This is a genomic window from Streptomyces sp. L7, from assembly GCF_050990935.1.
Taxonomy (GTDB): domain Bacteria; phylum Actinomycetota; class Actinomycetes; order Actinomycetales; family Microbacteriaceae; genus Leifsonia.
The window spans coordinates 1501749-1527233 of record NZ_CP194644.1 but is presented as its reverse complement, the minus strand read 5'-3'; the positions used below and the strand labels follow the sequence as shown (position 1 = coordinate 1527233).

The 25485-nt window shown below is 69.6% G+C and carries 27 protein-coding genes and 1 pseudogene; 23 read left to right on the top strand and 5 right to left on the bottom strand.

The window, feature by feature from the left end:
• The first annotated feature begins 64 nt into the window (after positions 1-64).
• The 6 genes and pseudogenes from lysA to prfA all read left to right on the top strand — a co-directional run bounded on the left by lysA (position 65) and on the right by prfA (position 8591).
• Positions 65-1384, top strand: a complete 1320-nt coding sequence (gene lysA, locus ACR5MH_RS07750) for a diaminopimelate decarboxylase (protein WP_433862470.1) — start codon at positions 65-67, stop codon at positions 1382-1384.
• Between the two features lie 91 nt (positions 1385-1475).
• A pseudogene (locus tag ACR5MH_RS07745) lies at positions 1476-2848 on the top strand (homoserine dehydrogenase).
• A complete protein-coding gene (gene thrC / locus ACR5MH_RS07740) occupies positions 2848-3969 on the top strand; it encodes a threonine synthase (RefSeq protein ID WP_431346712.1) in 1122 nt (373 codons plus the stop codon). Before ACR5MH_RS07745 ends, thrC begins: the two are co-directional and overlap by 1 nt.
• Positions 3966-4928: a homoserine kinase gene (gene thrB, locus ACR5MH_RS07735; RefSeq protein ID WP_431346711.1), complete on the top strand. Its 963-nt coding sequence runs from the start codon at positions 3966-3968 to the stop codon at positions 4926-4928. The genes thrC and thrB overlap by 4 nt, the downstream gene beginning before the upstream one ends.
• A gap of 259 nt (positions 4929-5187) precedes the next feature.
• Entirely contained in the window at positions 5188-7428 is a 2241-nt protein-coding gene (gene rho, locus ACR5MH_RS07730) for a transcription termination factor Rho (protein WP_431346710.1), read from the top strand.
• Between the two features lie 86 nt (positions 7429-7514).
• Positions 7515-8591 carry a peptide chain release factor 1 gene (gene prfA / locus ACR5MH_RS07725; RefSeq protein ID WP_431346709.1) on the top strand — a complete coding sequence of 359 codons (1077 nt, stop codon included), beginning with the start codon at positions 7515-7517 and terminating at the stop codon, positions 8589-8591.
• A gap of 79 nt (positions 8592-8670) precedes the next feature.
• On the opposite strand, the gene epsC is transcribed toward prfA, so the two are convergent.
• Positions 8671-9240, bottom strand: coding sequence for a serine O-acetyltransferase EpsC (gene epsC / locus ACR5MH_RS07720; RefSeq protein ID WP_431346708.1), 570 nt, complete (start codon positions 9238-9240; stop codon positions 8671-8673).
• A 4-nt stretch (positions 9241-9244) separates the two neighbouring features.
• Positions 9245-10183, bottom strand: a complete 939-nt coding sequence (gene cysK, locus ACR5MH_RS07715; RefSeq protein ID WP_431346707.1) for a cysteine synthase A — start codon at positions 10181-10183, stop codon at positions 9245-9247.
• Between the two features lie 62 nt (positions 10184-10245).
• Between cysK and prmC the strand changes: the two genes are divergently transcribed.
• The gene (prmC, locus tag ACR5MH_RS07710; RefSeq protein WP_431346706.1) at positions 10246-11118 is read left to right on the top strand and encodes a peptide chain release factor N(5)-glutamine methyltransferase; all 873 of its coding nucleotides are present in this window, start codon (positions 10246-10248) and stop codon (positions 11116-11118) included.
• A gap of 169 nt (positions 11119-11287) precedes the next feature.
• Here prmC and ACR5MH_RS07705 read toward each other — a convergent pair whose 3' ends face one another.
• Entirely contained in the window at positions 11288-11971 is a 684-nt protein-coding gene (locus ACR5MH_RS07705; protein ID WP_433862469.1) for an HAD family hydrolase, read from the bottom strand.
• A 17-nt stretch (positions 11972-11988) separates the two neighbouring features.
• On the opposite strand from ACR5MH_RS07705, the gene ACR5MH_RS07700 reads away from it, so the two are divergent.
• The 15 genes from ACR5MH_RS07700 to ACR5MH_RS07630 all read left to right on the top strand — a co-directional run bounded on the left by ACR5MH_RS07700 (position 11989) and on the right by ACR5MH_RS07630 (position 22832).
• On the top strand, positions 11989-12741 hold the full coding sequence (locus tag ACR5MH_RS07700) for an L-threonylcarbamoyladenylate synthase (RefSeq protein WP_431346705.1): 753 nt from the start codon (positions 11989-11991) through the stop codon (positions 12739-12741).
• A 3-nt stretch (positions 12742-12744) separates the two neighbouring features.
• Positions 12745-14004: an MraY family glycosyltransferase gene (locus tag ACR5MH_RS07695; protein ID WP_433862468.1), complete on the top strand. Its 1260-nt coding sequence runs from the start codon at positions 12745-12747 to the stop codon at positions 14002-14004.
• Positions 14001-14504, top strand: a complete 504-nt coding sequence (locus tag ACR5MH_RS07690) for a hypothetical protein (protein ID WP_433862467.1) — start codon at positions 14001-14003, stop codon at positions 14502-14504. The genes ACR5MH_RS07695 and ACR5MH_RS07690 overlap by 4 nt, the downstream gene beginning before the upstream one ends.
• Before the next feature lie 170 nt (positions 14505-14674).
• Positions 14675-15187, top strand: coding sequence for a FoF1 ATP synthase subunit A (locus ACR5MH_RS07685; protein ID WP_433862466.1), 513 nt, complete (start codon positions 14675-14677; stop codon positions 15185-15187).
• Entirely contained in the window at positions 15184-15471 is a 288-nt protein-coding gene (locus tag ACR5MH_RS07680) for a F0F1 ATP synthase subunit A (RefSeq protein ID WP_433862465.1), read from the top strand. The genes ACR5MH_RS07685 and ACR5MH_RS07680 overlap by 4 nt, the downstream gene beginning before the upstream one ends.
• A gap of 51 nt (positions 15472-15522) precedes the next feature.
• Positions 15523-15744, top strand: coding sequence for an ATP synthase F0 subunit C (gene atpE, locus ACR5MH_RS07675; RefSeq protein ID WP_431346704.1), 222 nt, complete (start codon positions 15523-15525; stop codon positions 15742-15744).
• 32 nt (positions 15745-15776) lie between these two features.
• Complete coding sequence (locus ACR5MH_RS07670; RefSeq protein ID WP_431346703.1) at positions 15777-16334, top strand: F0F1 ATP synthase subunit B; 558 nt, start codon at positions 15777-15779, stop codon at positions 16332-16334.
• Positions 16334-16705 (top strand): F0F1 ATP synthase subunit delta, encoded by a 372-nt coding sequence (locus ACR5MH_RS07665; protein ID WP_433862464.1) that lies wholly within the window; start codon positions 16334-16336, stop codon positions 16703-16705. Before ACR5MH_RS07670 ends, ACR5MH_RS07665 begins: the two co-directional genes overlap by 1 nt.
• On the top strand, positions 16702-17124 hold the full coding sequence (atpH, locus tag ACR5MH_RS07660; protein ID WP_433862463.1) for an ATP synthase F1 subunit delta: 423 nt from the start codon (positions 16702-16704) through the stop codon (positions 17122-17124). Before ACR5MH_RS07665 ends, atpH begins: the two co-directional genes overlap by 4 nt.
• Positions 17125-17158: 34 nt before the next feature.
• Entirely contained in the window at positions 17159-18796 is a 1638-nt protein-coding gene (atpA, locus tag ACR5MH_RS07655) for a F0F1 ATP synthase subunit alpha (RefSeq protein WP_431346701.1), read from the top strand.
• Between the two features lie 26 nt (positions 18797-18822).
• Positions 18823-19722, top strand: coding sequence for a F0F1 ATP synthase subunit gamma (locus ACR5MH_RS07650; protein ID WP_431346700.1), 900 nt, complete (start codon positions 18823-18825; stop codon positions 19720-19722).
• Positions 19723-19747: 25 nt separating this feature from the next.
• Positions 19748-21211 carry a F0F1 ATP synthase subunit beta gene (gene atpD / locus ACR5MH_RS07645; protein WP_431346699.1) on the top strand — a complete coding sequence of 488 codons (1464 nt, stop codon included), beginning with the start codon at positions 19748-19750 and terminating at the stop codon, positions 21209-21211.
• A gap of 1 nt (position 21212) precedes the next feature.
• Positions 21213-21473 carry a F0F1 ATP synthase subunit epsilon gene (locus ACR5MH_RS07640; protein WP_431346698.1) on the top strand — a complete coding sequence of 87 codons (261 nt, stop codon included), beginning with the start codon at positions 21213-21215 and terminating at the stop codon, positions 21471-21473.
• Between the two features lies 1 nt (position 21474).
• A complete protein-coding gene (locus ACR5MH_RS07635; RefSeq protein ID WP_431346697.1) occupies positions 21475-22032 on the top strand; it encodes an AAA family ATPase in 558 nt (185 codons plus the stop codon).
• Positions 21933-22832: a YaaA family protein gene (locus tag ACR5MH_RS07630; protein WP_431346696.1), complete on the top strand. Its 900-nt coding sequence runs from the start codon at positions 21933-21935 to the stop codon at positions 22830-22832. Before ACR5MH_RS07635 ends, ACR5MH_RS07630 begins: the two co-directional genes overlap by 100 nt.
• 371 nt (positions 22833-23203) lie before the next feature.
• On the opposite strand, the gene ACR5MH_RS07625 is transcribed toward ACR5MH_RS07630, so the two are convergent.
• Positions 23204-23830, bottom strand: coding sequence for a DNA-3-methyladenine glycosylase I (locus ACR5MH_RS07625; protein WP_431346695.1), 627 nt, complete (start codon positions 23828-23830; stop codon positions 23204-23206).
• A complete protein-coding gene (locus ACR5MH_RS07620; RefSeq protein ID WP_433862462.1) occupies positions 23827-24216 on the bottom strand; it encodes a methylated-DNA--[protein]-cysteine S-methyltransferase in 390 nt (129 codons plus the stop codon). The genes ACR5MH_RS07625 and ACR5MH_RS07620 overlap by 4 nt, the downstream gene beginning before the upstream one ends.
• A 239-nt stretch (positions 24217-24455) precedes the next feature.
• Between ACR5MH_RS07620 and ACR5MH_RS07615 the strand changes: the two genes are divergently transcribed.
• The gene (locus tag ACR5MH_RS07615) at positions 24456-25427 is read left to right on the top strand and encodes an aldo/keto reductase (protein ID WP_431346692.1); all 972 of its coding nucleotides are present in this window, start codon (positions 24456-24458) and stop codon (positions 25425-25427) included.
• The last annotated feature ends 58 nt before the right edge of the window (positions 25428-25485 follow it).

Here is a 25485-nt window from a genome sequence, read left to right as displayed (position 1 = left end):
GGTCCGCTCGCCAGAGAGAACCCCACTCGTCGTGCTTGATATCCGTACTCGTGAGGTTGTCCCCATGGCATTGAATCCGCTCGCGCCCCCGTGGCTGATCGAGCCCGGCGACGCGAACGCGCTGCTCCCCGGTCTCTGGTCGCGCACCGTCCACCGAGAGGACGGCGCGATCGTCGTCGGCGGCGTCCCCGTCGCCGAACTCGCCGAGCGCTTCGGCACCCCGCTCTACGTCGTCGACGAGGCCGAGGCGCGCCAGCGCGCCGTCGAGGTCCGCTCGGCGCTGCAGCGCGCGTTCGCCGAGGTCGGCTCCGCCGCCCGCGTCTACTACGCGGGCAAGGCGTTCCTCTCCATCGAGGTCGCGCGCTGGATGACCGAGTCGGGCCTGAACATCGATGTCTGCTCGGGTGGCGAGCTCGCGGTCGCTCTCGCCGCGGGCGTCCCGGCCGAGCGGCTCGGGTTCCACGGCAACAACAAGTCGCTCGCCGAGATCGACCGCGCAGTCGCGGAGGGCGTCGGCGCGATCATCATCGACAGCCTCCAGGAGATCGAGCGCGTCGCCGATGCCGCCGAGCGTCACGGCGTCGTCCAGCGAGTGCGCCTTCGCGTGAACAGCGGCGTGCACGCGCACACGCACGCCTTTCTGGCCACTGCGCACGAGGACCAGAAGTTCGGCATCGCCCTGGCCGACGCCGCGGACGCCGTCGCGCGGATCCGCTCGCACGCCGGGCTCGCCTTCCTCGGCCTGCACTGCCACATCGGCTCGCAGATCTTCGGGGCCGACGGCTTCGCCGAGTCGGCCGCGCGCCTCCTCAGCGTCCACAAGGAGCTGCTCGCCGGCGGCGACGTGCCAGAGCTCAACCTCGGCGGCGGGTTCGGGATCGCGTACACCGCGGCCGACGACCCGGCGCCGATCGAAGCGCTCGCGCGCAGCATCGCGGAGACCGTCGCCGCCGGCTGCGAAGACCTCGACATCCCCATCCCCGCCGTGGCGTTCGAGCCCGGCCGGTCGATCGTCGGCACCGCCGGCCTGACCCTCTACACGGTCGGCACGACCAAGGACGTCACGGTCGCCGCGCAGGACGACGGCGAGACCGCGGTGCGCCGCTACGTGAGCGTGGACGGCGGGATGAGCGACAATGCCCGTCCTGCGCTCTACGGCGCCGACTACTCTGCCCGGATCGCCGGCCGCGAGTCCGCCGCCGCGCCCGCGCTCGTACGCGTCGCGGGCAAGCACTGCGAGAGCGGCGACATCGTCGTGGACGCGGAGTACCTGCCCGGCGACGTCGCCCCCGGCGACCTCCTCGCCGTCCCCGCGACGGGGGCCTACTGCTGGTCGCTGGCCAGCAACTACAACTACCTCGGCCGCCCCCGGTCGTCGCCGTGAAGGACGGCGCGGCCCGCATCATCGTGCGCGGCGAGACCGAGGCGGATCTGCTGGCACGCGACGCCGCGTACGAAGACGGGAGCACCCGCCGATGATCGAATACCGCAATCTCCGGGTCGCGCTGCTGGGCGCCGGCTCCGTCGGCTCCCAGGTGGCGCGGCTGCTGCTGGAGCAGGGCGACGAGTTCGCCTCGCGCGTCGGCGCACGGCTGGAGCTGGTCGGCATCGCCGTGCGCGACGTGGACGCTCCGCGCGACGTCGACCTCCCGAAGGAGCTGTTCACCACCGACGTCACCTCGCTCATCCTCGGGGCCGACATCGTCGTGGAGCTGATGGGCGGCGTCGAGCCGGCCCGCGGCTACGTCCTCGAGGCGCTGAACTCCGGCGCCGACGTCATCACGGCCAACAAGGCGCTGCTCGCCACCCACGGTCCCGAGCTGTTCGACGCCGCAGAGCAGGTCGGCGCCCAGCTCTACTACGAGGCGGCCGTCGCGGGCGCCATCCCGATCATCCGGCCGCTGCGCGACAGCCTCGCAGGCGACACGGTCTCGCGCATCCTCGGCATCGTCAACGGCACGACCAACTTCATCCTCGACCGGATGGACGCGACGGGGAGACCCTCGCCGACGCCCTCGCGACCGCCACCGAGCGCGGCTACGCGGAGGCCGACCCGACCGCGGACATCGGCGGCTACGACGCGGCGCAGAAGGCCGCGATCCTCGCGAGCCTCGCCTTCCACACCACCGTTCCACTGGAGCAGGTCTACCGGGAGGGCATCACCTCCGTCACCCGCGAGCAGGTCGAGGCGGCCCGCGCGGGCGGCTGGGTCATCAAGCTGCTGGCGATCTGCGAGCGGCTGGTCGACCCGGAGACCGGCGAGGAGGGCGTCTCCGCCCGCGTCTACCCGGCCCTGATCAGCAGGGAGCACCCGCTCGCCGCCGTGCGCGGCGCACACAACGCGGTCTTCGTCCAGGCCGAGGCCGCCGGGGACCTCATGTTCTACGGCGCGGGCGCCGGCGGCGTGGAGACGGCTTCGGCCGTGCTCGGCGATGTCGTGTCCGCCGCGCGCCGCCACGTCGTGGGCGGCCCGGGCGTCGCGGAGTCGACCCACGCCGGTCTCCCGGTGCTGGACGTCGGCCGCGTCGTCACGCGCTACCAGATCACCCTGTCGGTGGCGGACCAGCCGGGCGTGCTCGCCACGGTCGCCCGCATCCTGAGCGACGGCGGGGTGAGCGTGGAGACGGTGCAGCAGTCCGTGCCGAGCACCACGGGCGCCGTCGTCATTTCCGGGCGGTCTCCATTGCAGAGTGTGGCTCCGATTCACGGCGCGACCGCCCCCACCGCTACCCTGGTGATCGGCACCCACGAAGCCGAGGAGGCCGCGCTGGCGGCCACCGTGGAGGCGCTCGCCGCGAGCGACGTGGTCACCGCCGTCTCTTCCGTTCTCCGAGTCGAAGGATCGTAATGCCCCAGTCGTCGAATGGGCCGAAGTCGTACAGCCGGCAGTGGCGCGGCGTTCTCCGCGAGTACGCGGACCGCCTGAACATCTCCGAGGCGACTCCGATCGTGACGCTCGGCGAGGGCGGCACGCCGCTCCTCCCCGCCCCGGCGCTCTCCGCCCGCACCGGTGCGAACGTCTTCGTGAAGTTCGAGGGCATGAACCCGACCGGGTCGTTCAAGGACCGCGGCATGACGATGGCCATCTCCAAGGCCGTCGAGCACGGTGCGAAGGCCGTCATCTGCGCCTCCACCGGCAACACCTCCGCCTCGGCCGCGGCCTACGCCACGCACGCCGGAATCCAGGCCGTCGTGCTGGTGCCGGAGGGCAAGATCGCGATGGGCAAGCTCAGCCAGGCGATCGCGCACAACGCGCAGCTCCTCCAGGTGCAGGGCAACTTCGACGACTGTCTCGACATCGCCCGCGACCTGGCCACCAACTACCCGGTGCACCTGGTCAACTCGGTGAACCCCGACCGCATCGAGGGGCAGAAGACCGCCGCGTTCGAGGTCGTCGAGGTCTTGGGCGACGCGCCCGACTTCCACATCGTCCCGGTCGGCAACGCCGGGAACTACACCGCGTACCACCGCGGCTACACCGAGGAGCTGCAGCGCGGCGAGACCACCAAGCTCCCGCGCATGTTCGGCTTCCAGGCCGCGGGCAGCGCCCCGATCGTGCTCGGCCACGCCGTCAAGGATCCCGACACCATCGCCACCGCCATCCGCATCGGCAACCCTGCGTCGTGGGAGCTCGCGCTCAACGCGCGGGACGACAGCGAGGGCTACTTCGGCGCGATCGACGACGCCGGCATCCTGGAGGCGCACCGCATCCTCTCCGCCGAGGTCGGCATCTTCGTGGAGCCCGCGAGCGCGATCAGCGTCGCCGGCCTCCTGGAGCGCTCGGCCGCCGGTGTCATCCCCGCCGGCGCCACCGTCGTGCTCACCGTCACCGGCCACGGCCTGAAGGACCCGCAGTGGGCCCTCCGCACCGCCGACGGCTCCGACGTGCAGCCCACGAGCGTGCCGGTCGACACCAACGCGATCGCCGACGTGCTCGGCCTGGTCCCGACCGCCGGGGCGTCCGCATGACCTTGCGCGCCGTCGACCTGCGCGGGCGCACGGTCGCGGTCAAGGTCCCGGCGACGAGCGCCAACCTCGGTCCCGGCTTCGACACCCTCGGGCTCTCGCTCGCCCTCTACGACGAGCTGCGGGTCAGCGTGCGCGACGAGCCGGGCGCGACCGTGGAGGTCGTCGGCGTCGGAGCAGGGGAGGTCCCGACCGACGAGAGCAACCTCGTCGTGCGGGCGATCGCCCACACGTTCGAGTCGGTCGGCGTCGCGCTGCCGGGCCTGAACCTGTTCGCGCGCAACAACATCCCGCACGGCCGTGGCCTCGGCTCGTCCGGTGCCGCGATCGTCTCCGGCATCATGGCCGCCAAGGGCCTTCTGGAGGGCGTGGTCGAGTTCGACGCGCAGGAGCTGCTGGCCCTCGCCAACGACATGGAAGGCCACCCCGACAACGTCGCCCCTGCGCTCTTCGGCGGACTCACGATCGCCTGGGTCACCCCGGAGGGCCCGCGGTTCAAGAAGCTGATCGTGCACCGCGGCGTGTCTCCGCTGGTGCTCGTTCCGGAGCACGTCATGTCGACCGCGCTCGCCCGCAGCCTCCAGCCGCAGTCGGTGCCCCACGAGGACGCCGTCTTCAACGTCTCGCGCTCGGCACTGCTGGTCGCCGCGCTGATCCAGAGCCCCGAGCTGCTGCACGCGGCGACGGAGGACAAGCTCCACCAGAGCTACCGCGCCTCCGCAATGCCGGAGACCGACCGGTTGATCACGCTGCTGCGGTCCGCCGGCTTCGCCGCCGTGGTCTCGGGAGCGGGGCCGTCCATCCTGGTCCTGTGCAGCGACCCGAGCCAGCGGCTCGCCGCCGCGGAGCTCGTCGCCCGCGAGGCGCAGACGGCCTGGCAGCCGCTGATGCTCGCGGTCGATTTCAAGGGTGCGACGGTGGCTCCGGTGGCCGCCGACGAGGCGGACACACCGGCGGCGTAGCGTCCGAGACGCGTGTCGCAAGGTGGTAAACTAACGAGTGCACCCGTGAAGAACCCGCGTCACGAGCGAATCCAGCTTCCGGGTGATCTCTTAGCAATCATGCCGTCACTCCTGCCTGCGCTTTTCGGATATCCGGAGCATCCGGGTCTCCAGAGCGCACCGTAGCGCGGATCAGAACGCAGCACGGTAAGACAGGTTCACGTGACGAGTGCTCCACAGCGGCGCGCAGAGTGCGCGCCGGGGAAAGGAATCCTCTTCAGTGACTGATGTCGAACTCCACGCCGGGGGCGTGGACACCAGCGACCTGACCTCGCTCAAGGTGGCGGAGCTCCAGGCTCTCGCCGCCGAGCTCGGCCTCCAGGGCGCGACCCGGCTCCGCAAGGGCGAGCTGGTCGAGGCGATCGCGACGGCTCGCGCCGCGGCCGCCGGAACCGAGGTGCCCGCCGAGTCGGAAGCGGCAGAGCCCGTCTCCATCGAGACGGTCCCGGCCGAGACCGAGCAACAGGCGGACCACGCGACCGCGGCCTCCCAGGTGCTCATCGAGCCGCTCATCGCCGAGCCCGTGACGGACCCGTCGATCGCCGGCGAGCCCGTCGGCGGCGACGCTCTCCTGGGCCAGGTCGCCACCGAGCCGCGTCGCCGCGGCTCGCGCCGTGTCTCCAGCCCGGACGGCACGGGCATCGCCCCGTCGACCAGTGTCGGCGCGGCCACCCACGTCAACACCGGCGAGACCGGTGTCGAGTCGCTCATCCCGGACGTCGACGCTCTGCTCGACTCCGCGCTCGCCTCCCGCGAGCAGGCGCAGCGCGACGGCCAGGCCGGCGGACGCCGTCGCCGCGGCCGCGGCCAGAACGGCCAGGGCCAGCAGAACGTCCAGGGCCAGGAGGCCGACGAGCAGTCGGCCGAGGCGCCCGCGCAGGCCGAGCAGGCCCGCGGCGAGCAGGGCGGCGACCAGCAGGGTGAGGCCGCCGAGCAGGGCGGCGAGCAGCAGCCCTCCGGCCGCAGCCGCCGCAACCGCAACCGCAACAAGGGCAACGGCCAGAACGGCGACCAGGGTCAGCAGAATCAGCAGGGCCAGAACCAGCAGGGTCAGAACCAGCAGGGTCAGCAGAACCAGCAGGGTCAGCAGAACCAGCAGGGTCAGCAGAACCAGCCGAAGGACCTCCAGGGCGACGGCCAGCAGGGCGGCCAGCAGAACCGCGGCCCGCAGCAGCAGCAGGCCGAGGGCGACCGCGCCGGCCGCTTCCGTGACCGCAACCGCAAGCGCCGTGGCGGCCCCGGCGGCGACGACCTCGAGCCGGAGATCGCCGATGACGACGTACTGATCCCCGTCGCGGGCATCCTCGACGTGCTGGACAACTACGCGTTCGTCCGCACCACGGGCTACCTCCCGGGCGCCAGCGACGTCTACGTCTCGCTCGGCCAGGTCAAGAAGTACAGCCTCCGCAAGGGCGACGCCGTCGTCGGCGCCATCCGCCAGCCGCGCGAGGGCGACAACAACAGCCGCCAGAAGTACAACGCGCTGGTGAAGGTCGACTCGATCAACGGCCAGAGCATCGAGGAGGCCGCGACCCGCGTCGAGTTCGGCAAGCTCACCCCTCTGTACCCGCAGGAGCGCCTGCGGCTCGAGACCGAGCCGGGCAAGGTCACCCAGCGGATCATCGACCTGGTGGCCCCGATCGGCAAGGGCCAGCGCGGCCTCATCGTCGCGCCGCCGAAGGCCGGCAAGACCATCGTGATGCAGCAGATCGCCAACGCGATCACCACCAACAACCCCGAGGTGCACCTCATGGTCGTCCTGGTGGACGAGCGTCCCGAGGAGGTCACCGACATGCAGCGCACGGTCAAGGGTGAGGTCATCGCCTCCACCTTCGACCGTCCGGCGGAGGACCACACCACCGTCGCGGAGCTCGCGATCGAGCGCGCCAAGCGACTGGTCGAGCTCGGCCACGACGTGGTCGTGCTGCTCGACTCGATCACCCGCCTCGGCCGCGCCTACAACCTGACGGCTCCGGCCTCCGGCCGCATCCTGTCCGGTGGTGTCGACGCCTCGGCGCTGTACCCGCCGAAGCGCTTCTTCGGCGCCGCGCGCAACATCGAGCACGGCGGCTCGCTGACCATCCTCGCCTCGGCGCTGGTCGAGACCGGCTCCAAGATGGACGAGGTGATCTTCGAGGAGTTCAAGGGCACCGGCAACATGGAGCTCCGCCTCTCCCGCCAGCTCGCCGACAAGCGCATCTTCCCGGCCGTCGACGTCAACGCCTCCGGCACCCGCCGCGAGGAGATGCTGATGGGTCAGGACGAGGTCAAGATCACCTGGAAGCTGCGTCGCGCCCTCGCCGGCCTCGACCAGCAGCAGGCCCTGGAGATCGTCCTCGGCCGCCTCAAGGAGACCTCGAGCAACGTCGAGTTCCTCATGCAGGTGCAGAAGTCGATGCCGCAGCCCACGAACGGTCACGGCACCGCCCACTCGCACGGCCACGAGAACGACCACCGCTAGCTGACGAAGCGCCCGTCCGCCGTGCCCTGTGCACGGGGGCGGGCGCTTTCTCGTTCCCAGCCGACGCCTCCAGAAAGAAGTCACGCATGTTCGAGTCGGTCAACGGCCTCATCGCCGAGCACGACGACCTCCAGCAGCAGCTCTCCGACCCCGAGCTGCACAGCGACCCGGTCCGCTCCAAGAAGGTGAACCGCCGCTACGCCGAGCTGTCGCGCATCGTCGCCTCGTACAACCAGTGGAAGCAGCTCTCGGACGATCTGGAGGCCGCCCGCGAGCTGGCCGCCGAGGACGAGGCGTTCGCCGAGGAGATCCCGGGACTGGAGCAGAGCCTGGAGGAGTCCGGCGAGAAGCTGCGCCGCCTGCTGATCCCGCGTGACCCCAACGACAGCCGCGACGTCATCATGGAGATCAAGATGGGGGAGGGCGGGGCCGAGTCCGCGCTCTTCGCGGGCGACCTTCTGCGCATGTACCTGCACTACGCGGACTCCAAGCGCTGGAAGGCCGAGATCATCGAGCAGACCTCCAGCGACCTCGGCGGCGTGAAGGACGTCCAGGTCGCCTTCAAGGGCAACTCCAGCGATCCGGCCGAGGGCGTGTGGGCGCACCTGAAGTACGAGGGCGGCGTGCACCGCGTGCAGCGCGTGCCGGCGACCGAGTCGCAGGGCCGCATCCACACCTCCGCCGCGGGTGTGCTGGTCTTCCCGGAGGTCGACGAGCCCGAAGAGGTGGACATCAACCCCAACGACCTCAAGATCGACGTCTTCCGGTCGTCCGGCCCCGGCGGTCAGTCGGTCAACACGACGGACTCCGCCGTGCGCATCACCCACGTGCCGACCGGCATCGTGGTCTCGATGCAGAACGAGAAGAGCCAGCTCCAGAACCGCGAGGCCGCGATGCGCGTGCTGCGGGCACGCCTGCTCGCCAAGCAGCAGGAGGAGGCGGACGCCGAGGCCGCCGAGTTCCGCAAGGGCCAGATCCGCACGATGGACCGCTCCGAACGCATCCGCACGTACAACTTCCCGGAGAACCGGATCGCGGATCACCGCACCGGCTACAAGGCCTACAACCTCGACTCCGTCATGAACGGCGCCCTGGACCCGGTCATCGAGTCCAACATCCTCGCCGACGAAGAGGCCCGGCTGGCCGACCTAGCCCAAGACTGACCCCAGCAGCCATCTGTTCCTCAGTTTCTTCCGCCGACACGCGGTGTTTCGCGGGAGAAAGTGAGGAACAGATGGCTGGTCAGATGTAGAGGGCGGGGTCGAGCCAGTCGTCGCCGGCGATCTGCTCGTGACCGGAGCGCGGGCGCGCGCGGGCCGGGACGCCGGTGAGTACCGAGTCCGGTGGCGCGTCGTGCACGACGACCGCGTTCGCGCCGATGACCGTGCGCGTGCCGATCTCGATCGCGCCCAGCACCTTCGCGCCCGCGCCGACCGTCACGTGATCGTGGATGGTCGGGTGGCGTTTGCCGTGCCCGCTGCCGCGGCCGCCGAGGGTGACACCGTGGTACAGCATCACGTCGTCGCCGATCCAGGTGGTCTCGCCGATGACGACGCCCATCCCGTGGTCGATGAAGAAGCGGCGGCCGATGCGGGCGCCGGGGTGGATCTCGATGCCGGTCAGGAAGCGCGTGAACTGGGAGAGCATCCGCGCGGGCATCCGGAGCCCGGCCCGCCAGAGCCGGTTGGCGACCCGGTACGACCACACGGCGTGCAGGCCGGAGTAGACCAGCGCCACCTCGGCGCCTCCGCGCGCGGCGGGGTCGTGCATGCGCGCGTTGCGGATGTCCTCGCGCGCCCGGAACAGGGCCACGCCGTCAGTCCAGCAGGTCCGCCCAGAGGGCCGTCGAGATGTACCGTTCGCCGGTGTCGCAGACGATCGCGACGATGGTCTTGCCGGCGTTCTCCGGCCGGGCCGCCACCTGAAGCGCGGCCCAGACGATCGCGCCGGAGGAGATGCCGGCGAGGATGCCCTCCTCGGAGGCGAGCTGCTTGGCCACGGCGATGGAGTCGTCGAACGAGACATCGATGACCTCGTCGTAGACACTCGTGTCCAGGATCTCCGGGACGAAGTTGGCGCCGAGGCCCTGGATCTTGTGCGGGCCGGGCTTGCCGCCGTTGAGGATGGGGGAGTCGACGGGCTCGACCGCGATGACCTGCACCTCGGGCTTGCGCTCCTTGAGCACCTGGCCGACGCCGGTGATGGTGCCGCCGGTGCCGACGCCGGAGATGAAGATGTCGACGCCGCCGTCGGTGTCCGCCCAGATCTCCTCGGCGGTGGTGGCGCGGTGGATGGCGGGGTTGGCCTCGTTGGCGAACTGCTGCGCCCAGATGGCGTTGTCGTTCTCGGCGACGATCTTCTTGGCGGCCTCCACGGCGCCGCGCATGCCTTCGGGGCCCGGGGTGAGGACGATCTCGGCGCCGAACGCGCGCAACAGCACGCGGCGCTCCTTGCTCATCGTCTCGGGCATGGTCAGGATGACCTTGTAGCCGCGGGCAGCGCCGACCATCGCGAGCGCGATGCCGGTGTTGCCGCTGGTGCCCTCCACGATGATCCCGCCCGGGCGGAGCGCACCGGACTTCTCGGCGGCATCGATGATGGCGACGCCGATCCGGTCCTTGACGCTGGCGGCGGGGTTGAAGAACTCGAGCTTCGCCAGGACGGTCGCGCCGGTGTCGGCGGCGAGCCTGTTCAGCTTGACGAGGGGAGTGCGTCCGACGGTTTCGGTGATGTTCTCGTAGACCTGTGCTGGCATGGGGTCCACTCTATTCCGCCCGGAGCCTCGGTGACGTCCTGTGACGGTAAGCTCATCGGGCCATGTCTGACGCCGCGCCCTCCACCGTCCGCTCCCTCCGCGACGAGACGGTCGCCGTCCTGGCGCAGGCGGGGGTGCCCGACCCGGAGGTGGACGCCGACCTTCTCGTCGGTTTCGTGCTCGGCGTCGGGCGCGGGCGCGTGCAGGCCCTGGTGGTCATGGACGCCACGATCGACGCGGACGACTCCCGCCGGGTCCGCGAGCTCGCCGCCCGCCGGGCCACGCGCGAGCCCCTCCAGCACATCACCGGCGCGGCGCCCTTCCGCTCGCTGGAGCTGGCGGTCGGCCCCGGCGTGTTCGTGCCGAGGCCGGAGACCGAGCAGGTGGTCCAGTTCGCGATCGACGCGCTCCGGGCGGTGCCGTCGGCCGAGCCGGTCGGCGTCGACCTCGGGACCGGCAGCGGAGCGATCGCGCTCGCGATGGCGACGGAGGTGCCGCACGCCCGCGTCTATGCGGTGGAGAAGTCCCCGGAGGCGTTCGCCTGGACCCGCCGTAACGTCGAGTCGGTCGGCGCGACCAACCTCCAGGCCGTGCTCGGAGACCTCGCCGACGCCCTCCCGGAGCTGGACGGCGCAGTGGATGTCGTCATCTCCAACCCGCCGTACGTGCCGGACGAGGCGATCCCGCGCGACCCGGAGGTTCGGCTGTTCGACCCGGCCGTGGCCCTCTACGGCGGCGCCGACGGGCTGGACGTCGTGCGCGTCATCTCGACCGTCGCACGCAGGCTGCTCCGCCCGGGCGGCACGCTCGTACTCGAGCACGGCGAGCTGCAGGGCGCCGAGATCCGCGCGCTGCTGGCGGCCGACGGCTGGCGCGCCGCCGCGACGCATCCCGACCTCACCACCCGCGACCGCGCCACCACCGCACTCAAGTAGGCGCCGCGATTCGTGCCGAAGGTGCACTCTGGCGCGGCGATTCGCGACCTTCGTGCCGAATGCGAGTCTCGCCGGGCCGACACATTCGTGACGAATGGCGGGTTTGACGCGGCGATTCGCGACATTCGTGCCGAATGCGGGGTGGCTGGGCGTCGCGCCGCGCGGCGCCTCAGCGCTCGGCGAAGGCGCGGACGGCCGCGAGCATCCCGTCGGTGTCGAACGTGCCGTCCTCCCCGCGGGTGAAGTGGTAGGCGTGCATCCCGGCCTCACGCGCGCCCTCCACGTTGGCGAGCGAGTCGTCGAACAGGATGGCGTCCTCCGGCCGCGCCCCGAACCGCCCGAGCGCCCGCGTGTAGACGCGGCGCTCGGGCTTGCGGGCGCCGAGCACCGCGGAGACCAGATCGTTGCTCCCCAGGATGTTCGCGACATCCGGCATCAGAACGGGCAGCGAGTCCTTGAACGGGATCGGGTTGTTCGACAGCAGCGACACCGTGCCCAGGCCGGCGGCGGCGCGCAGCGCCTCGACCGACCCGTCGATCCGCGTCATCGCGGCCTTCCTGGCCTCCTGCCACTGCTCCAGCGTGAGGCGGCCTCCTGTCACCTCCGCGAACGCGGCGAGGTACTCCTCGCTCGTGGCGTACTCGCCGATCTCGGCGGCGCGCTCGTGGCCGCCCGCCCACCAGCTCGACGCGAGCCGGTACTGGCTCACACCGCTCAGCTCGGCGAGGCGGGGGAGCCGTTTGTGGAAGTCGTAGTCGTACAGGGTCTTGTCGCAGTCGAAGAAGTAGACGTCCATCGTCACCAGTATCGTCCCGCGCGGGGCGCTGTCGCAGAGAACCTTGCGTCGGCTCAACTATCATGGGTGCCGTCATGGCTCCCATCTACGATTGCTCCGTCGACTCCGAACTGCTCACCGGCATGCGCCTCGCCCGTGGGGCGATCGGCCGCGGCGAACTCGTCGTGATCCCCACCGACACCGTCTACGGCGTCGCCGCCGACGCCTTCAGCCCGGCCGCGGTGCAGCGGCTCCTCGACGCCAAGGGACGCGGCCGGCAGTCGCCGCCCCCGGTGCTGGTGCCCGGCATCCCCACGCTCGCCGCGCTGGCCGAGCACGTCCCCGCCGAGGTCGACGCGCTGGTGCAGGCGTTCTGGCCGGGCGGCCTCACCATCGTCCTGCCCGCCGCGCCCTCCCTGGCCTGGGACCTCGGCGAGACCAAGGGCACCGTCGCGCTGCGCATGCCGCAGGACCGGATCGCCCTGGAGATCCTGTCCGAGACCGGTCCGCTGGCCGTCTCGTCCGCCAACCTCACCGGTCGCCCGGCCGCCCGCACCGCCGCGGAGGCGGAGGCCATGCTGGGCGAGTCCGTGTCGATCTACCTCGACGGGGGAGAGGCCGGCACCGCGTACGAGCGTGTCGAGGGCAAGGACTCCTCCTCCACCATCGTCGACGCGACCGCGCTGGCCGCCGGCGCGGGCAAGCTCCGCATCCTCCGTCACGGCGTCATCACAGCCGGGCAGCTCCGCGAGGTCGTGGGCGACGCGCTCGCCGACGACTCCGACGAGGAGGCCGCGGACTCGGCCGGCGACGCAGAGGCCGTCGCCGACACCGCCGCGGACACCTGAGCCGTGACCCTCTTCCTCGCTCTCGCGCTCATCTCGGCCGTCATCACGTTCGGGATGTCCCTGGTGGTCTACCGGGTGGCGATGCGCTTCAGGCTCTACCCGAAGATCCGGGAGCGCGACGTCCACACCCGGCCGACGCCGCGGCTCGGCGGCGTCGCGATGTTCCTCGGGATCCTGGTGGCGTTCGGCGTCTCGTGGCTGCTGTCCAGCCAGTTCGGCGTGCTCTCGCTGATCTTCTCGGACGCCGGTCCCATCCTCGCGATCCTGGGTGCCGCCCTGCTCATCGTCGTGCTCGGCGTCGCGGACGACCTCTGGGACCTCGACTGGATGACCAAGCTCGCCGGACAGTTCGTCGCGGCCGGGATCGTCGCCTGGCTAGGCGTGCAGATCTACTCGCTGCCGATCGGCGGACTCACCATCGGCTCGCCGGTGATGAGCATCGTGATCACCCTGTTCGCAATCGTGCTCGTGATGAACGCCATCAACTTCATCGACGGGCTGGACGGGCTGGTCGCCGGCGTCGCGCTCATCGCCAACGGCACGTTCCTCGTCTACACCTACCTGCTGCAGCGCGACATCAGCCCGCAGAACTACTTCAGCCTCGCCGGTGTCATCGCGGCCATCCTGGTGGGCGCGTGCGCGGGCTTCCTGCCGCTCAATTGGCACCCGGCCAAGATGTTCATGGGCGACGCCGGAGCGCTGCTGATCGGCCTGCTGATGGCCACCTCGGCGATCTCCGTCACCGGCACGATCAACCCGGAGGCGCTGCAGACGCTCGGCAAGTCGTCGCTGGTGCCCGCGTTCATCCCGGTCACCATCCCGTTCGCGGTGCTCGTCATCCCGCTGCTCGATTTCGGCCTGGCGGTGTTGCGGCGCCTGCGCGCGGGCAAGTCGCCGTTCAGCGCCGACCGCAAGCACCTGCACCACCGGCTGCTGGACATGGGCCACTCGCACCTGCACGCCGTCCTGATCTTCTACGCATGGACAGCAGTGCTCTCGATCGGCTGCCTCCTGTTCTTCTTCGACCCGTACTGGATGGCCATCGTCTTCGTCGCGATCGGCCTCGTGATCTGCACCGCGATCACCCTCGCGCCGCTCAGCCGCCGCAAGCTGAACGAAGCCGCAGCCGAGCTCGCCCCCGCGGGCAGCAAAGAGGCCGAGGAGACCGCGAAGTACGACGCCCTCGACGTCGCGAGCGAGCACATTCCCGTCACCATCCCGCCGGGCGAGCCCGGCGACCCCACCCCCAAGGAGAACCGATGACCGACCATCAGGACGGAGCCCCCGCCCCGCGGCCGGACGACACCCCGAAGGTACCGCAGCAGCCGACGTCGACGCCCGTGCTGAAGGACGTCCTCAAGTACGGATTCATCCTCGCCGCGGTCATCGCCGTCGTCGGGATGGTGCTCGGCGGCATCTTCGCCGGCTGGGTCGGCGTCACCAGCGCGCTCATCGGCACGATCATGGCCGCCGTGTTCCTCAGCATCACCGCGCTCAGCATTCTGATCGCCAATCGCTTCATCGGCTCCGACCTCTTCGTGGGGCTGTTCTTCGGCATCGTCCTCGGCGGCTGGATCGTCAAGTTCGTACTGTTCATCGTGCTCGCGCTGCTGCTGCGCGACCAGCCGTGGATCAATCCCGTGGTGCTGTTCCTGAGCCTGATCGCGGGCGTGATCGGGTCGCTCGTGGTCGACATGATCGTGGTCTTCCGGTCTCGCATGACCTACGTCAGCGACGTCACGCTGCCGGGGGACAAACGCTGAGCCGTATCCGATTCGTTACGGGTTGAAAACTCTTGTAGAGTTGTCAGAGATTCCCCACCCGACGCGCCCAGGCACCACCGGAGCGCGAATGTCGGGTGTCCACCGTTCGTCGTCGCGAGAGCTTTCAGCTCGACGCCCCGAAACAGGAGATAGCGCTGTTAGCTAACGCTGTGAACCTGCTGGTCCAGGCCGCAAGCTCCGATGGAGGAAGCTTCCAGGGGCCCTCGATCGATGAGTTCTTCCCCCCGACTCTGTTCACCATCGCAGGACTCGAGTTCAACCGCATCACCCTGGTGCGGCTCATCTCGACCGTCGCCCTCTTGCTGATCTTCTGGCTCGGCACCCGCAAGATGAAGGTCGTCCCCGGACGGTTCCAGTCGGTGGTCGAGATGGGCCTGGACTTCGTCCGCGTCAACATCTCGGAAGACCTGCTCGGCAGGAAGGACGGCCGCCGGTTCCTGCCGCTGCTGACCAGCATCTTCTTCATGGTGCTGTTCTTCAACATCACGGGCATCATCCCGTTCCTGAACATCGCGGGCACCGCGATCATCGGCACGCCGCTGGTCCTGGCCATCGTTGCGTATATCGCCTTCATCTACGCGGGCGTCAAGAAGAGCCCGAAGAACTTTTCCGCAACGCGCTCTTCCCGCCCGGCGTCCCGTGGTTCCTCTACATCCTGGTGACCCCGATCGAGTTCGTCTCGACGTTCATCCTGCGCCCGATCACGCTGACCCTCCGACTCCTGATGAACATGGTCGTCGGCCACCTGCTGCTGGTGCTGTTCTTCACCGGAACGGCCTTCTTCATCTTCAACCTGAGCGGACTGTGGTCGCTCTTCGGCGTGGTCACCTTCGCCTTCGGTTTCGCATTCTCCCTGTTCGAAATCCTGGTGGCCGTCCTCCAGGCTTACGTCTTCGCACTGCTCACGGCTGTCTACATTCAGCTCGCAGTCGCCGAGGAACACTAATAACGTTCCGCGCGCCCGCACGGAACGCCATCACGGAAGGAAACACATAACGTGGACATCGCTGCTATCTCCGGCAACATTGCCACCGTTGGATACGGCCTCGCCGCCATCGGCCCGGCCATCGGCGTCGGTTTCGTCGTCGGCAAGACCATCGAGGGCGTCGCCCGTCAGCCTGAGCTGGCCGGCCGCCTCCAGGTCCTGATGTACATCGGTATCGCGTTCACCGAGGCGCTCGCCTTCATCGGTATCGCCGTCGGCTTCATCTTCGTCTAATCCTCTTTATCCCACCCTTATAAGGAGGAAAGATGCTCAACGGTGTGGTCATTGCCGCCGCGGCGGAGCACAACCCGATCATCCCGGCGTGGCCCGACATCATCGGGTCGGTGATCTGCTTCATCGTCATCCTGGTGTTCTTCTGGAGGCTGGTCCTCCCGCGCATGCGCAAGCTCCTGGATGAGCGTGCCGAGGCGATCGAGGGCAACATCGCGAAGGCCGACGAGGCTCAGCACAAGGCCGAGGCGCTGCTCGAGGAGTACACCGCGCAGCTCGCCGACGCCCGTGCCGAGGCGGCCAAGATCCGCGAGACGGCCCGCACCGACGGTCAGAAGATCGTCGCGGAGGCCAAGGACAACGCCACGGCGGAGGCCGCGCGGGTGACCGCCGCCGCCCAGGCCCAGATCGAGGCGGAGCGCCAGGGCGCACTCGTCTCGCTCCGCGGCGAAGTCGGCTCGCTCGCGATCGACCTCGCGTCCGGCGTGGTCGGCGAGGTGCTCACCGACGACAAGAAGGCCCAGGCGATCGTCGACCGGTTCCTGGCCGACCTCGAGTCCAGCGACGCCCAGAAGGCAGGGTCGAGCAACTGATGGGAAGCGCCTCCAGAGAAGCACTGGCCCGATCCGTCCAGGCGCTCGCCGGGCTCGGGTCCAAGGCCGATCTGGCGACGGCTGAAGACCTGTTCGCCGCAGGACGAGTCGTCGCCGACTCCGCCCAGCTCCGCGCGGTCCTCAGCGACCCGTCGGCGCCCGCCGACGGCAAGGCTGCGCTGGTCCAGCGCGTCTTCGCGTCGCTCTCGGCCCCCGCGGTCGAGCTGCTGACCGTCGTCGCCGGCGAGCGCTGGTCCGGCCAGGACGACGTGCTGGCCGCGATCGAGGAGCTCGGCATCCGCGCGATCGCCGCCTCGGCGCCGCGCAACGTGGACATCCCGGGGAGCTCTTCGCGTTCGGAGGCGCCGTGACCTCCGACGCGCAGCTCGAACTCGCACTCCGCAGCAAGCTCGCCGCCCCCGAGGCGAAGGCCGCCCTCGCCGAGCGCCTGCTCGCGGGCAAGGCCTCGAAGCAGACCGTCGCGATCGCGCGCCAGCTCGTGCTGCAGTCGCGTGGCCGCAGCGTGCGCGAGTCGCTGCGGGAAGCCGCGCGCATCGTCGCCGCCCAGTACGGCCAGACGGTCGCCACCGTCATCACGGCCATGCCGCTCCCGGCCGAGCAGGCCGAGCGGCTCCGCGCGAGCCTCGCCGCGAAGTACGGCGACCTCAAGCTCAACGAGGTCGTCGACCCTTCGATCCTCGGCGGCCTGCGCGTGCAGATCGGCGACGACGTCATCGACGGAAGCGTCGCGTCGCGCCTCACCGAACTCCGACTTCAGCTCGCGGGCTGATCGCCCGACAGAGAAACCCAGATAGGGAACAACGATGGCAGACATTCAGATCAGCCCCGATGAGATCCGGGACGCGCTCAAGGACTTCGTCTCGAAGTACGAGCCCGCGAACGCCGCGACCGTCGAGGTCGGACACGTCCTCGACGCCTCCGACGGCATCGCGCACGTCGAGGGCCTCCCCGGCGTGATGGCGAACGAGCTCATCCGCTTCGCGGACGGCACCCTGGGCCTGGCGCAGAACCTCGACGAGAACGAGGTCGGCGTCGTGATCCTCGGCGAATTCGACCAGATCGTGGAGGGCATGGAGGTGACCCGCACCGGCGAGGTCCTCTCCGTCCCCGTCGGCGACGGCTACCTCGGCCGCGTGGTCGACCCGCTCGGCAACCCGATCGACGGCCTCGGCGAGATCGCGACCGAGGGCCGCCGCGCGCTCGAGCTCCAGGCGCCGGGCGTCATGCAGCGCAAGTCGGTGCATGAGCCGCTCCAGACCGGCATCAAGGCGATCGACGCCATGATCCCCGTCGGCCGCGGACAGCGCCAGCTCATCATCGGCGACCGCCAGACCGGCAAGACCGCCATCGCGATCGACACGATCATCAACCAGAAGGCCAACTGGGAGTCGGGCGACGAGAACAAGCAGGTCCGCTGCATCTACGTCGCGATCGGCCAGAAGGGCTCGACCATCGCCTCGGTGAAGGGCGCGCTCGAGGACGCCGGCGCGATGGAGTACACCACCATCGTCGCCGCACCGGCCTCCGACCCGGCCGGCTTCAAGTACCTCGCCCCCTACACCGGCTCGGCCATCGGCCAGCACTGGATGTACGGCGGCAAGCACGTCCTGATCATCTTCGACGACCTGTCGAAGCAGGCCGAGGCCTACCGCGCCGTCTCCCTCCTCCTGCGCCGTCCGCCGGGACGCGAGGCCTACCCGGGCGACGTCTTCTACCTGCACTCCCGTCTGCTGGAGCGTTGCGCCAAGCTGTCCGACGAGCTGGGCGACGGCTCGATGACCGGTCTGCCGATCATCGAGACCAAGGCGAACGACGTCTCGGCGTACATCCCGACCAACGTGATCTCGATCACCGACGGCCAGATCTTCCTGCAGTCCGACCTGTTCAACGCCAACCAGCGTCCCGCGGTCGACGTCGGCATCTCGGTCTCGCGAGTCGGCGGCGACGCACAGGTCAAGTCGATCAAGAAGGTCTCCGGCACGCTCAAGCTCGAGCTCGCCCAGTACCGCTCGCTCGAGGCGTTCGCGATGTTCGCCTCCGACCTCGACCAGGCCAGCCGCCGTCAGCTCGCCAGGGGCGCCCGCCTCACCGAGCTGCTCAAGCAGCCGCAGTACTCGCCGTTCCCGGTGGAGGAGCAGGTCGTCTCGATCTGGGCCGGCACCAACGGCAAGCTCGACGAGGTCGCGGTGGAGGACATCCTCCGCTTCGAGGCCGAACTGCTCGACCACCTGCGCCGCAACACCGACATCCTCACCACGCTGCGCGAGACGAACGTCCTCGACGACGACACGGTGAGCAAGCTCGGCGAAGAGGTCGACAAGTTCAAGCTCGAGTTCCAGACGGGCGAGGGCAAGCCGCTCGCGTCCGTCGGCCGCGAGGAGTTCCAGGCGAGCGCCACCGAGGACGTCAACCAGGAGCGCATCGTCAAGGCGAAGCGCTGAGCGCGGATAGGTACTGAGGAAGACACATGGGAGCACAGCTTCGGGTCTACCGGCAGAAGATCAAGTCTGCCCAGACGACTAAGAAGATCACCCGTGCCATGGAGCTGATCTCCGCCTCACGCATCCAGAAGGCACAGGCCAGGGTGGCCGCCTCCACGCCGTACGCCCGTGCGATCACGCGCGCGGTGTCGGCGGTGGCGACCTACTCGAACGTCGAGCACGTCCTCACCACGGAGCCGGAGAAGATCGAGCGCGCTGCGATCGTCATCTTCTCTTCCGACCGTGGACTCGCCGGCGCGTTCAACTCGAACGTGCTCAAGGAGTCGGAGAAGCTCGCCGAGCTGCTGCGCAGTCAGGGCAAAGAGGTCGTCTACTTCCTGATCGGACGCAAGGCGCAGGGCTATTTCAGCTTCCGGCGCCGCGGGTTCGAGCGGGTGTGGACGGGCAACACGGACAACCCCGAGTTCGAGCAGGCGAAGGAGATCGCCGACGCGATCCTCGAGTCGTTCCTGCGTGACGCGTCCGACGGCGGCGTGGACGAGATCCACGTCGTCTACAACCGCTTCGTCAGCATGCTGACGCAGGAGCCGCAGATCGTCCGCCTGCTTCCGCTGGAGGTCGTGGAGGGACTCGAGGAGCCGGACCACTCGCAGGTGCTCCCGCTCTACGAGTTCGAGCCCGACGTCGACACCGTGCTCGACTCGCTGCTGCCGGTCTACATCGAGAGCCGCATCTTCAACGCGATGCTGCAGTCCGCCGCCTCCAAGCACGCGGCGACGCAGAAGGCGATGAAGTCCGCGAGCGACAACGCCGACAAGCTCATCACCGACTACACGCGACTGGCCAACAACGCCCGCCAGGCGGAGATCACCCAGCAGATCTCCGAGATCGTGGGCGGCGCGGACGCGTTGAGCTCGGCAAAATAATCGTCCAAACGAGAGAGAACGAATCATGACTACCGCTACCGCCGAGGCCCAGGCTTCGACCGCGCAGCCGGCCGGCGTGGGGCGCATCGCCCGCGTGACCGGTCCGGTCGTCGACATCGAGTTCCCGCACGACTCGATCCCGGGCATCTACAACGCCCTGAAGACCACGATCACGATCGGCGATCAGTCGACCGAGATCACGCTCGAGGTCGCGCAGCACCTCGGCGACGACCTCGTGCGCGCCATCGCCCTGAAGCCGACCGACGGCCTGGTCCGCGGCGGCGAGGTGCGCGACACCGGCGCCCCGATCAGCGTCCCCGTCGGCGACGTGACCAAGGGCAAGGTCTTCAACGTCACCGGCGACATCCTGAACCTCGAGCCGGGCGAGACGGTCGAGATCACCGAGCGCTGGCCGATCCACCGCCAGCCGCCGTCGTTCGACCAGCTCGAGTCCAAGACCCAGCTCTTCGAGACCGGCATCAAGGTCATCGACCTGCTCACCCCCTACGTGCAGGGCGGCAAGATCGGCCTGTTCGGTGGCGCGGGCGTCGGCAAGACCGTCCTCATCCAGGAGATGATCCAGCGCGTCGCGCAGGACCACGGCGGTGTGTCGGTGTTCGCCGGTGTCGGCGAGCGCACCCGTGAGGGCAACGACCTCATCCACGAGATGGAGGAGGCGGGCGTCTTCGACAAGACCGCCCTCGTCTTCGGCCAGATGGACGAGCCGCCGGGAACGCGTCTGCGCGTCGCCCTGTCCGCGCTGACCATGGCGGAGTACTTCCGCGATGTGCAGAAGCAGGACGTGCTGCTCTTCATCGACAACATCTTCCGCTTCACGCAGGCCGGCTCCGAGGTCTCCACGCTGCTCGGCCGCATGCCGTCCGCGGTGGGCTACCAGCCGAACCTCGCCGACGAGATGGGCGTCCTCCAGGAGCGCATCACCTCGACGCGCGGCCACTCGATCACCTCGCTGCAGGCGATCTACGTGCCGGCCGACGACTACACCGACCCCGCGCCCGCGACCACGTTCGCGCACCTCGACGCCACGACCGAGCTCTCCCGTGAGATCGCGTCGAAGGGTCTGTACCCGGCCGTCGACCCGCTGACCTCGACGTCGCGCATCCTCGACCCCCGCTACCTGGGCGCCGACCACTACCGTGTGGCCACCACGGTCAAGCAGATCCTCCAGAAGAACAAGGAGCTGCAGGAGATCATCGCGATCCTCGGTGTCGACGAGCTGTCCGAAGAGGACAAGATCACCGTGTCGCGTGCCCGTCGTATCCAGCAGTTCCTCTCGCAGAACACCTACATGGCGAAGAAGTTCACCGGTGTCGAGGGCTCGACCGTCCCGCTGAAGGACACCATCGAGTCGTTCGACGCCATCGCCAAGGGCGAGTTCGACCACGTGGCCGAGCAGGCGTTCTTCAACGTCGGCGCGATCACCGACGTCGAGGAGAAGTGGGCGCAGATCCAGAAGGAGAACGGCTGACATGGCTGTCCTCACCGTCAGCGTCGTCGCCGCCGACCACGAAGTGTGGTCGGGCGAGGCGAGCATGGTCGTGGCGCGGACCGTGGAGGGGCAGATCGGTATCCTGCCCGGCCACGAGCCGCTGCTCGCCATCCTCGCCCAGGGCGAGGTGCGCGTGACCCTGAACGGCGGGGAGTCCGTCACGGCGCAGGCCGACGACGGCTTCCTCTCCGTCGAGAACAACACGGTCACCATCGTGGCCCGTCAGGCGGAGCTCGTCTGAGATGTCCGACCCGAAGGCCCCGCTCGAACGGCAGTTCGGCGACGTCCGCGTCCCCGTGCTGATCGTGACGGCGGGGCTTCCTGGTTCTGGCAAGTCCACCATCGCGGAGATCATCGCTGGCCGCCTCGGCGCGACGGCGATCTCGGTGGACCCGATCGAGGCCGCGATCCTGAAGGCCGGCATCGACTCCGATCAGCCGACCGGCCTCGCCGCCTACCTGGTGGCGGAGCGGATGGCCGAGCAGGTGCTCCTCAGCGGGCACTCGGTGGTCGTGGACGCTGTCAACGCCGTCGAGCCCGCACGCCTGCAGTGGCGTGATCTGGCGGAGCGCTGCGGTGTGAAGCTGCGCGTGGTCGAGACGGTGTGCTTCGACGACGAGCTGCACGAGCAGCGGCTCGCGAAGCGCTCGGGCCTGATCGCCGCGTACGCGGTGGAGCAGAGCGTCGAGGAGTACGCCGAGTGGAAGGGCGCCGCGGCGTCGCTTCCGCGGGTGACCCTGGACACCTCCCGCCCGCTGGGCGAGAACGTCGACGCGGCGCTCGCCTTCCTGGAGCGCTGAGTGCTCGTCCTGCTGCCCCCGTCGGAGACCAAGCGCGACGGGGGAGAGGGGAGCCGCTCGCCCTGAGGTCGCTCGGCTTCCCGGCGCTGAACGCGACGCGCAGGGCTGTCGTCGCCGACACGGTCGCGCTGTCGCGCACTCCGGAGGCCGCCGCCAAGGCCCTCAAGCTGGGTCCGAAGCAGGCGCACGAACTGGTGCGCAATCGTGCACTCCGCCGTGCCGCGACCATGCCCGCGCTCCTGCGGTACACCGGCGTGCTGTACGACGCGCTCGACGCGCCGTCGCTGACCCGGGAGCAGTGGCGCTTCGCTGCGCGCGCCGTCGCGGTGCAGTCCGCACTGCTGGGGCTGGTGCGCGCGGACGACCCGATCCCGGCCTACCGGCTGTCGTTCGACTCGCGGCTCTCGCCGACGCTCAAGAAACGCTGGGCGGCGGTGTGCGCGGCGGAGCTCGCGAACGTCGACGGCGTGATCCTCGACCTGCGCTCCGAAGGCTACGCCGCGCTCGGCCCGCTGCCCGAGCGTCAGGGCGTGCACTACCTGCGCGTGCTCGCGCGGGACGAGAGCGGCACCGTTCGTGCGCTGAACCACTTCAACAAGCAGGCCAAGGGTCTGTTCGTGCGCGCCCTCATCGAGCACGGCGAGGACTTCGTCTCGACGGACGCCCTTCTCGCCTGGGCCGCCGCGGAGGGCTACGAGCTGTCGCGCTCGGCGGACCGGGTCGGGGAGCTCGACCTCGTCGTCCCGGAGGTCGTCGGCGTGCCGGGGAAGCTCAGCGCGGTGCTGCGTCGGGCGAGCTGAACGGCACGACCGCGGGCGACACGTTCAGCAAGCTGAGCATCTGCTTCGGACGGTGCAGGACGGTGGTGCTCGACGCGTAAGTGAGATAAGCTCATCTCACGAGAGAAGGGACATTCCCGTCAGGTCCCGGCGCCGTGAACGCCGGAAGACCCCACATACCAGTCGGGCCGACGCGCAGATCGCGGACACATCTCATGGTGTGCCGAGTCCGGAACCGGTGTGGCGGCAGCACAGTGAGATTCCGCCTGCGGTCGGGCACGAGCGGACGCGCCGTCACCAGCGAGAACGGTTCCCACATCGACTTCGCCGGCCCGACTCCTCGTTTCCCCGCCCGTGCTCGTCAGGCCGCTGCTCCTCGTGGGCGGTGGGCGTCAGGCCGCGCGGAAGCAGCCCTCGAAGTGGTCGTCCACCATGCCGGTCGCCTGCATGAGCGCATACATCGTGGTCGGCCCGACGAAGCGGAACCCACGGCGGCGCAGCTCCGTGCTCATCGCCGTCGACTCGGGCGTGACCGCCGGGACCTCGTGCCATTCGCGCGGCCGCGGCCGGGAGCTTGCCGGGGCGAAGCCCCACATCAGCTCCTCCAGCGGCACGTCGAGCGCGAGGGTCGCGCGCGCGTTCGAGATGGTCGCCTCCACCTTCCCGCGGTGGCGGATGATGCGCTCGTCGCCCAGCAGCCGGAGCACGTCGGCCTCCGTCATCGCCGCGACGCGCGCCGGGACGAAGCCGTGGAAGACCTCGCGGAACGCCGGCCGGCGCTTGAGGATCGTGATCCAGGACAGCCCGGCCTGGAAGCCCTCCAGGCAGAGCTTCTCGTAGAGCGCACGGGGATCGTGCTGGGGCGTGCCCCACTCCTCGTCGTGGTACCGCCGGTACTCGGGGTCGTTCGCCGACCAGGAGCACCGGGCGCGGCCGTCGTCTCCGATCACGAGCGCTGCGCGCGCGGCTGCCTCGGCTGGGAGGGTGGACGTCGTCTCGGTCCGATCCGTCGTGCTCATGCCGCGAGGGTGATCCCCTCGTGCTCCAGCAGCCAGAGCTTGGTGGGGATGCCCTCGCCTCCGCTGTACCCGGTAATCTTGCCGCTGGACGAGAGGACCCGGTGGCAGCCGATGATGATCGGAACCGGGTTCGCCCCGACGGCGCCGCCGATGGCGCGGCCGTAGCCCGGGTGGCCGAGCGACAGCCCGAGCTCGCCGTAGGTGGTGAGCGTGCCGTACTCCAGCGCCGTGAGGCGTTCCCAGACAGCCGTGCGGAACGGGGTGCCGATCAGGTGGACCGGGACATCGAACTCCCGCCGCGTGCCCGCGAAGTACTCGTCGAGCTGGAGGGCCGCCTTCTCGAGCACGGCGTCGCGGTTCTCGGGGAGGTCGTCGTGGGGGAGCACGTCGTCGCGTGCGATCGAGAGGACGTGACGGCGTCGCCGTCGCCGGTCAGCTCGATGCGGCCGATGGGGCTCGGCATCCGGAGAAGGAAGATCGTGGAACTGCTCATGGGTCGACTCTATGGCGGGCCGCTGACAGCCACTCGCGGAAATCGGACATCGGGGATAAGTGGCATTCAGGCCCCTCCTGTGCAGGACCAATCGGTTCGATCGGCGCTCGGGGGCTGCCTAGACTCGAGAGCATGGCGAACATCGAATACCGCACCCTGGGCGACTCCGGCCTGATCGTCTCCACGATCGGCCTCGGCTGCAACAACTTCGGCCGCGCGGGCACGGCCACCGAGACGCAGGCGGGCACGGACGCGGTCATCGACGCCGCGATCGACGCCGGCGTGACCTTCTTCGACACCGCCGACATCTACGGCAAGGAACGGGGGCTCTCGGAGTCGCTGATGGGGGTGTCCCTCCAGGGCAAGCGCGACCGGATCGTCCTGGCGACGAAGTTCGGCATGGACATGGCGGGCGCGAACGGCCCCGATTGGGGAGTGCGCGGCTCGCGCCGGTACATCCGGCTCGCGGTCGAGTCGTCGCTGCGCCGGCTTCGCACCGACTGGATCGACCTCTACCAGCTCCACCGCCCTGACCCGGTGACGCCGATCGACGAGACGCTCGCGACGCTGGACGACCTCATCGCCGAGGGCAAGATCCGCTATGTCGGGCACTCCAACCTCGCCGGCTGGCAGATCGCAGAGGCGGAGTTCACCGCGCGCCTCGCCGGGCACCCGAAGTTCATCTCCTCGCAGAACGAGTACAGCCTGCTGGCCCGCGGGGCCGAGCGCGAGGTCCTGCCGGCCGTCAACGCCTACGGCCTCGGCTTCCTGCCGTTCTTCCCGCTCTACAACGGCCTCTTCACGGGCAAGTTCAGCCGGCAGGGCGGACCGGCCGACAGTCGCATGATGACGGCCCGCAAGCACCTGCTCGACGACGCGCCGTGGGATGCCATCGAGCAGTACCAGGCGTTCTGCGACGAGCGCGGGGTCACGATGCTGCAGGCGACGTTCGCGTGGCTCCTCGCCCAGCCGGGGCTCACCAGTGTCATCGCCGGGGCGACGCGTCCCGAGCAGATCGTGGCGAACGCCGAGGCGGCGACCGCGTGGACGCCGTCGGCGGACGACATCGCGACCATCTCGGGCTTCTTCCCACTCGACCGCTGAGCCCCACGGGGACTGTTCGCTGAGGGCGAACACCCACACTGTTGTGAGTGAGCACTCA

What these genes read in the sequence shown, in the direction of transcription:
- prfA (WP_431346709.1), top strand. Translation starts at nt 7,515, where the DNA reads ATGTTCGAGTCGGTCAACGGCCTCATCGCCGAGCACGACGACCTCCAG.
- thrB (WP_431346711.1), top strand. Translation starts at nt 3,966, where the DNA reads ATGACCTTGCGCGCCGTCGACCTGCGCGGGCGCACGGTCGCGGTCAAG.
- ACR5MH_RS07700 (WP_431346705.1), top strand. Translation starts at nt 11,989, where the DNA reads ATGGCTCCCATCTACGATTGCTCCGTCGACTCCGAACTGCTCACCGGC.
- lysA (WP_433862470.1), top strand. Translation starts at nt 65, where the DNA reads ATGGCATTGAATCCGCTCGCGCCCCCGTGGCTGATCGAGCCCGGCGAC.
- ACR5MH_RS07690 (WP_433862467.1), top strand. Translation starts at nt 14,001, where the DNA reads ATGACCGACCATCAGGACGGAGCCCCCGCCCCGCGGCCGGACGACACC.
- ACR5MH_RS07650 (WP_431346700.1), top strand. Translation starts at nt 18,823, where the DNA reads ATGGGAGCACAGCTTCGGGTCTACCGGCAGAAGATCAAGTCTGCCCAG.
- cysK (WP_431346707.1), bottom strand. Translation starts at nt 10,183, where the DNA reads ATGCCAGCACAGGTCTACGAGAACATCACCGAAACCGTCGGACGCACT.
- prmC (WP_431346706.1), top strand. Translation starts at nt 10,246, where the DNA reads ATGTCTGACGCCGCGCCCTCCACCGTCCGCTCCCTCCGCGACGAGACG.
- ACR5MH_RS07635 (WP_431346697.1), top strand. Translation starts at nt 21,475, where the DNA reads ATGTCCGACCCGAAGGCCCCGCTCGAACGGCAGTTCGGCGACGTCCGC.
- ACR5MH_RS07625 (WP_431346695.1), bottom strand. Translation starts at nt 23,830, where the DNA reads ATGAGCACGACGGATCGGACCGAGACGACGTCCACCCTCCCAGCCGAG.
- ACR5MH_RS07665 (WP_433862464.1), top strand. Translation starts at nt 16,334, where the DNA reads ATGGGAAGCGCCTCCAGAGAAGCACTGGCCCGATCCGTCCAGGCGCTC.
- ACR5MH_RS07670 (WP_431346703.1), top strand. Translation starts at nt 15,777, where the DNA reads ATGCTCAACGGTGTGGTCATTGCCGCCGCGGCGGAGCACAACCCGATC.
- thrC (WP_431346712.1), top strand. Translation starts at nt 2,848, where the DNA reads ATGCCCCAGTCGTCGAATGGGCCGAAGTCGTACAGCCGGCAGTGGCGC.
- atpD (WP_431346699.1), top strand. Translation starts at nt 19,748, where the DNA reads ATGACTACCGCTACCGCCGAGGCCCAGGCTTCGACCGCGCAGCCGGCC.
- atpA (WP_431346701.1), top strand. Translation starts at nt 17,159, where the DNA reads ATGGCAGACATTCAGATCAGCCCCGATGAGATCCGGGACGCGCTCAAG.
- ACR5MH_RS07640 (WP_431346698.1), top strand. Translation starts at nt 21,213, where the DNA reads ATGGCTGTCCTCACCGTCAGCGTCGTCGCCGCCGACCACGAAGTGTGG.
- ACR5MH_RS07615 (WP_431346692.1), top strand. Translation starts at nt 24,456, where the DNA reads ATGGCGAACATCGAATACCGCACCCTGGGCGACTCCGGCCTGATCGTC.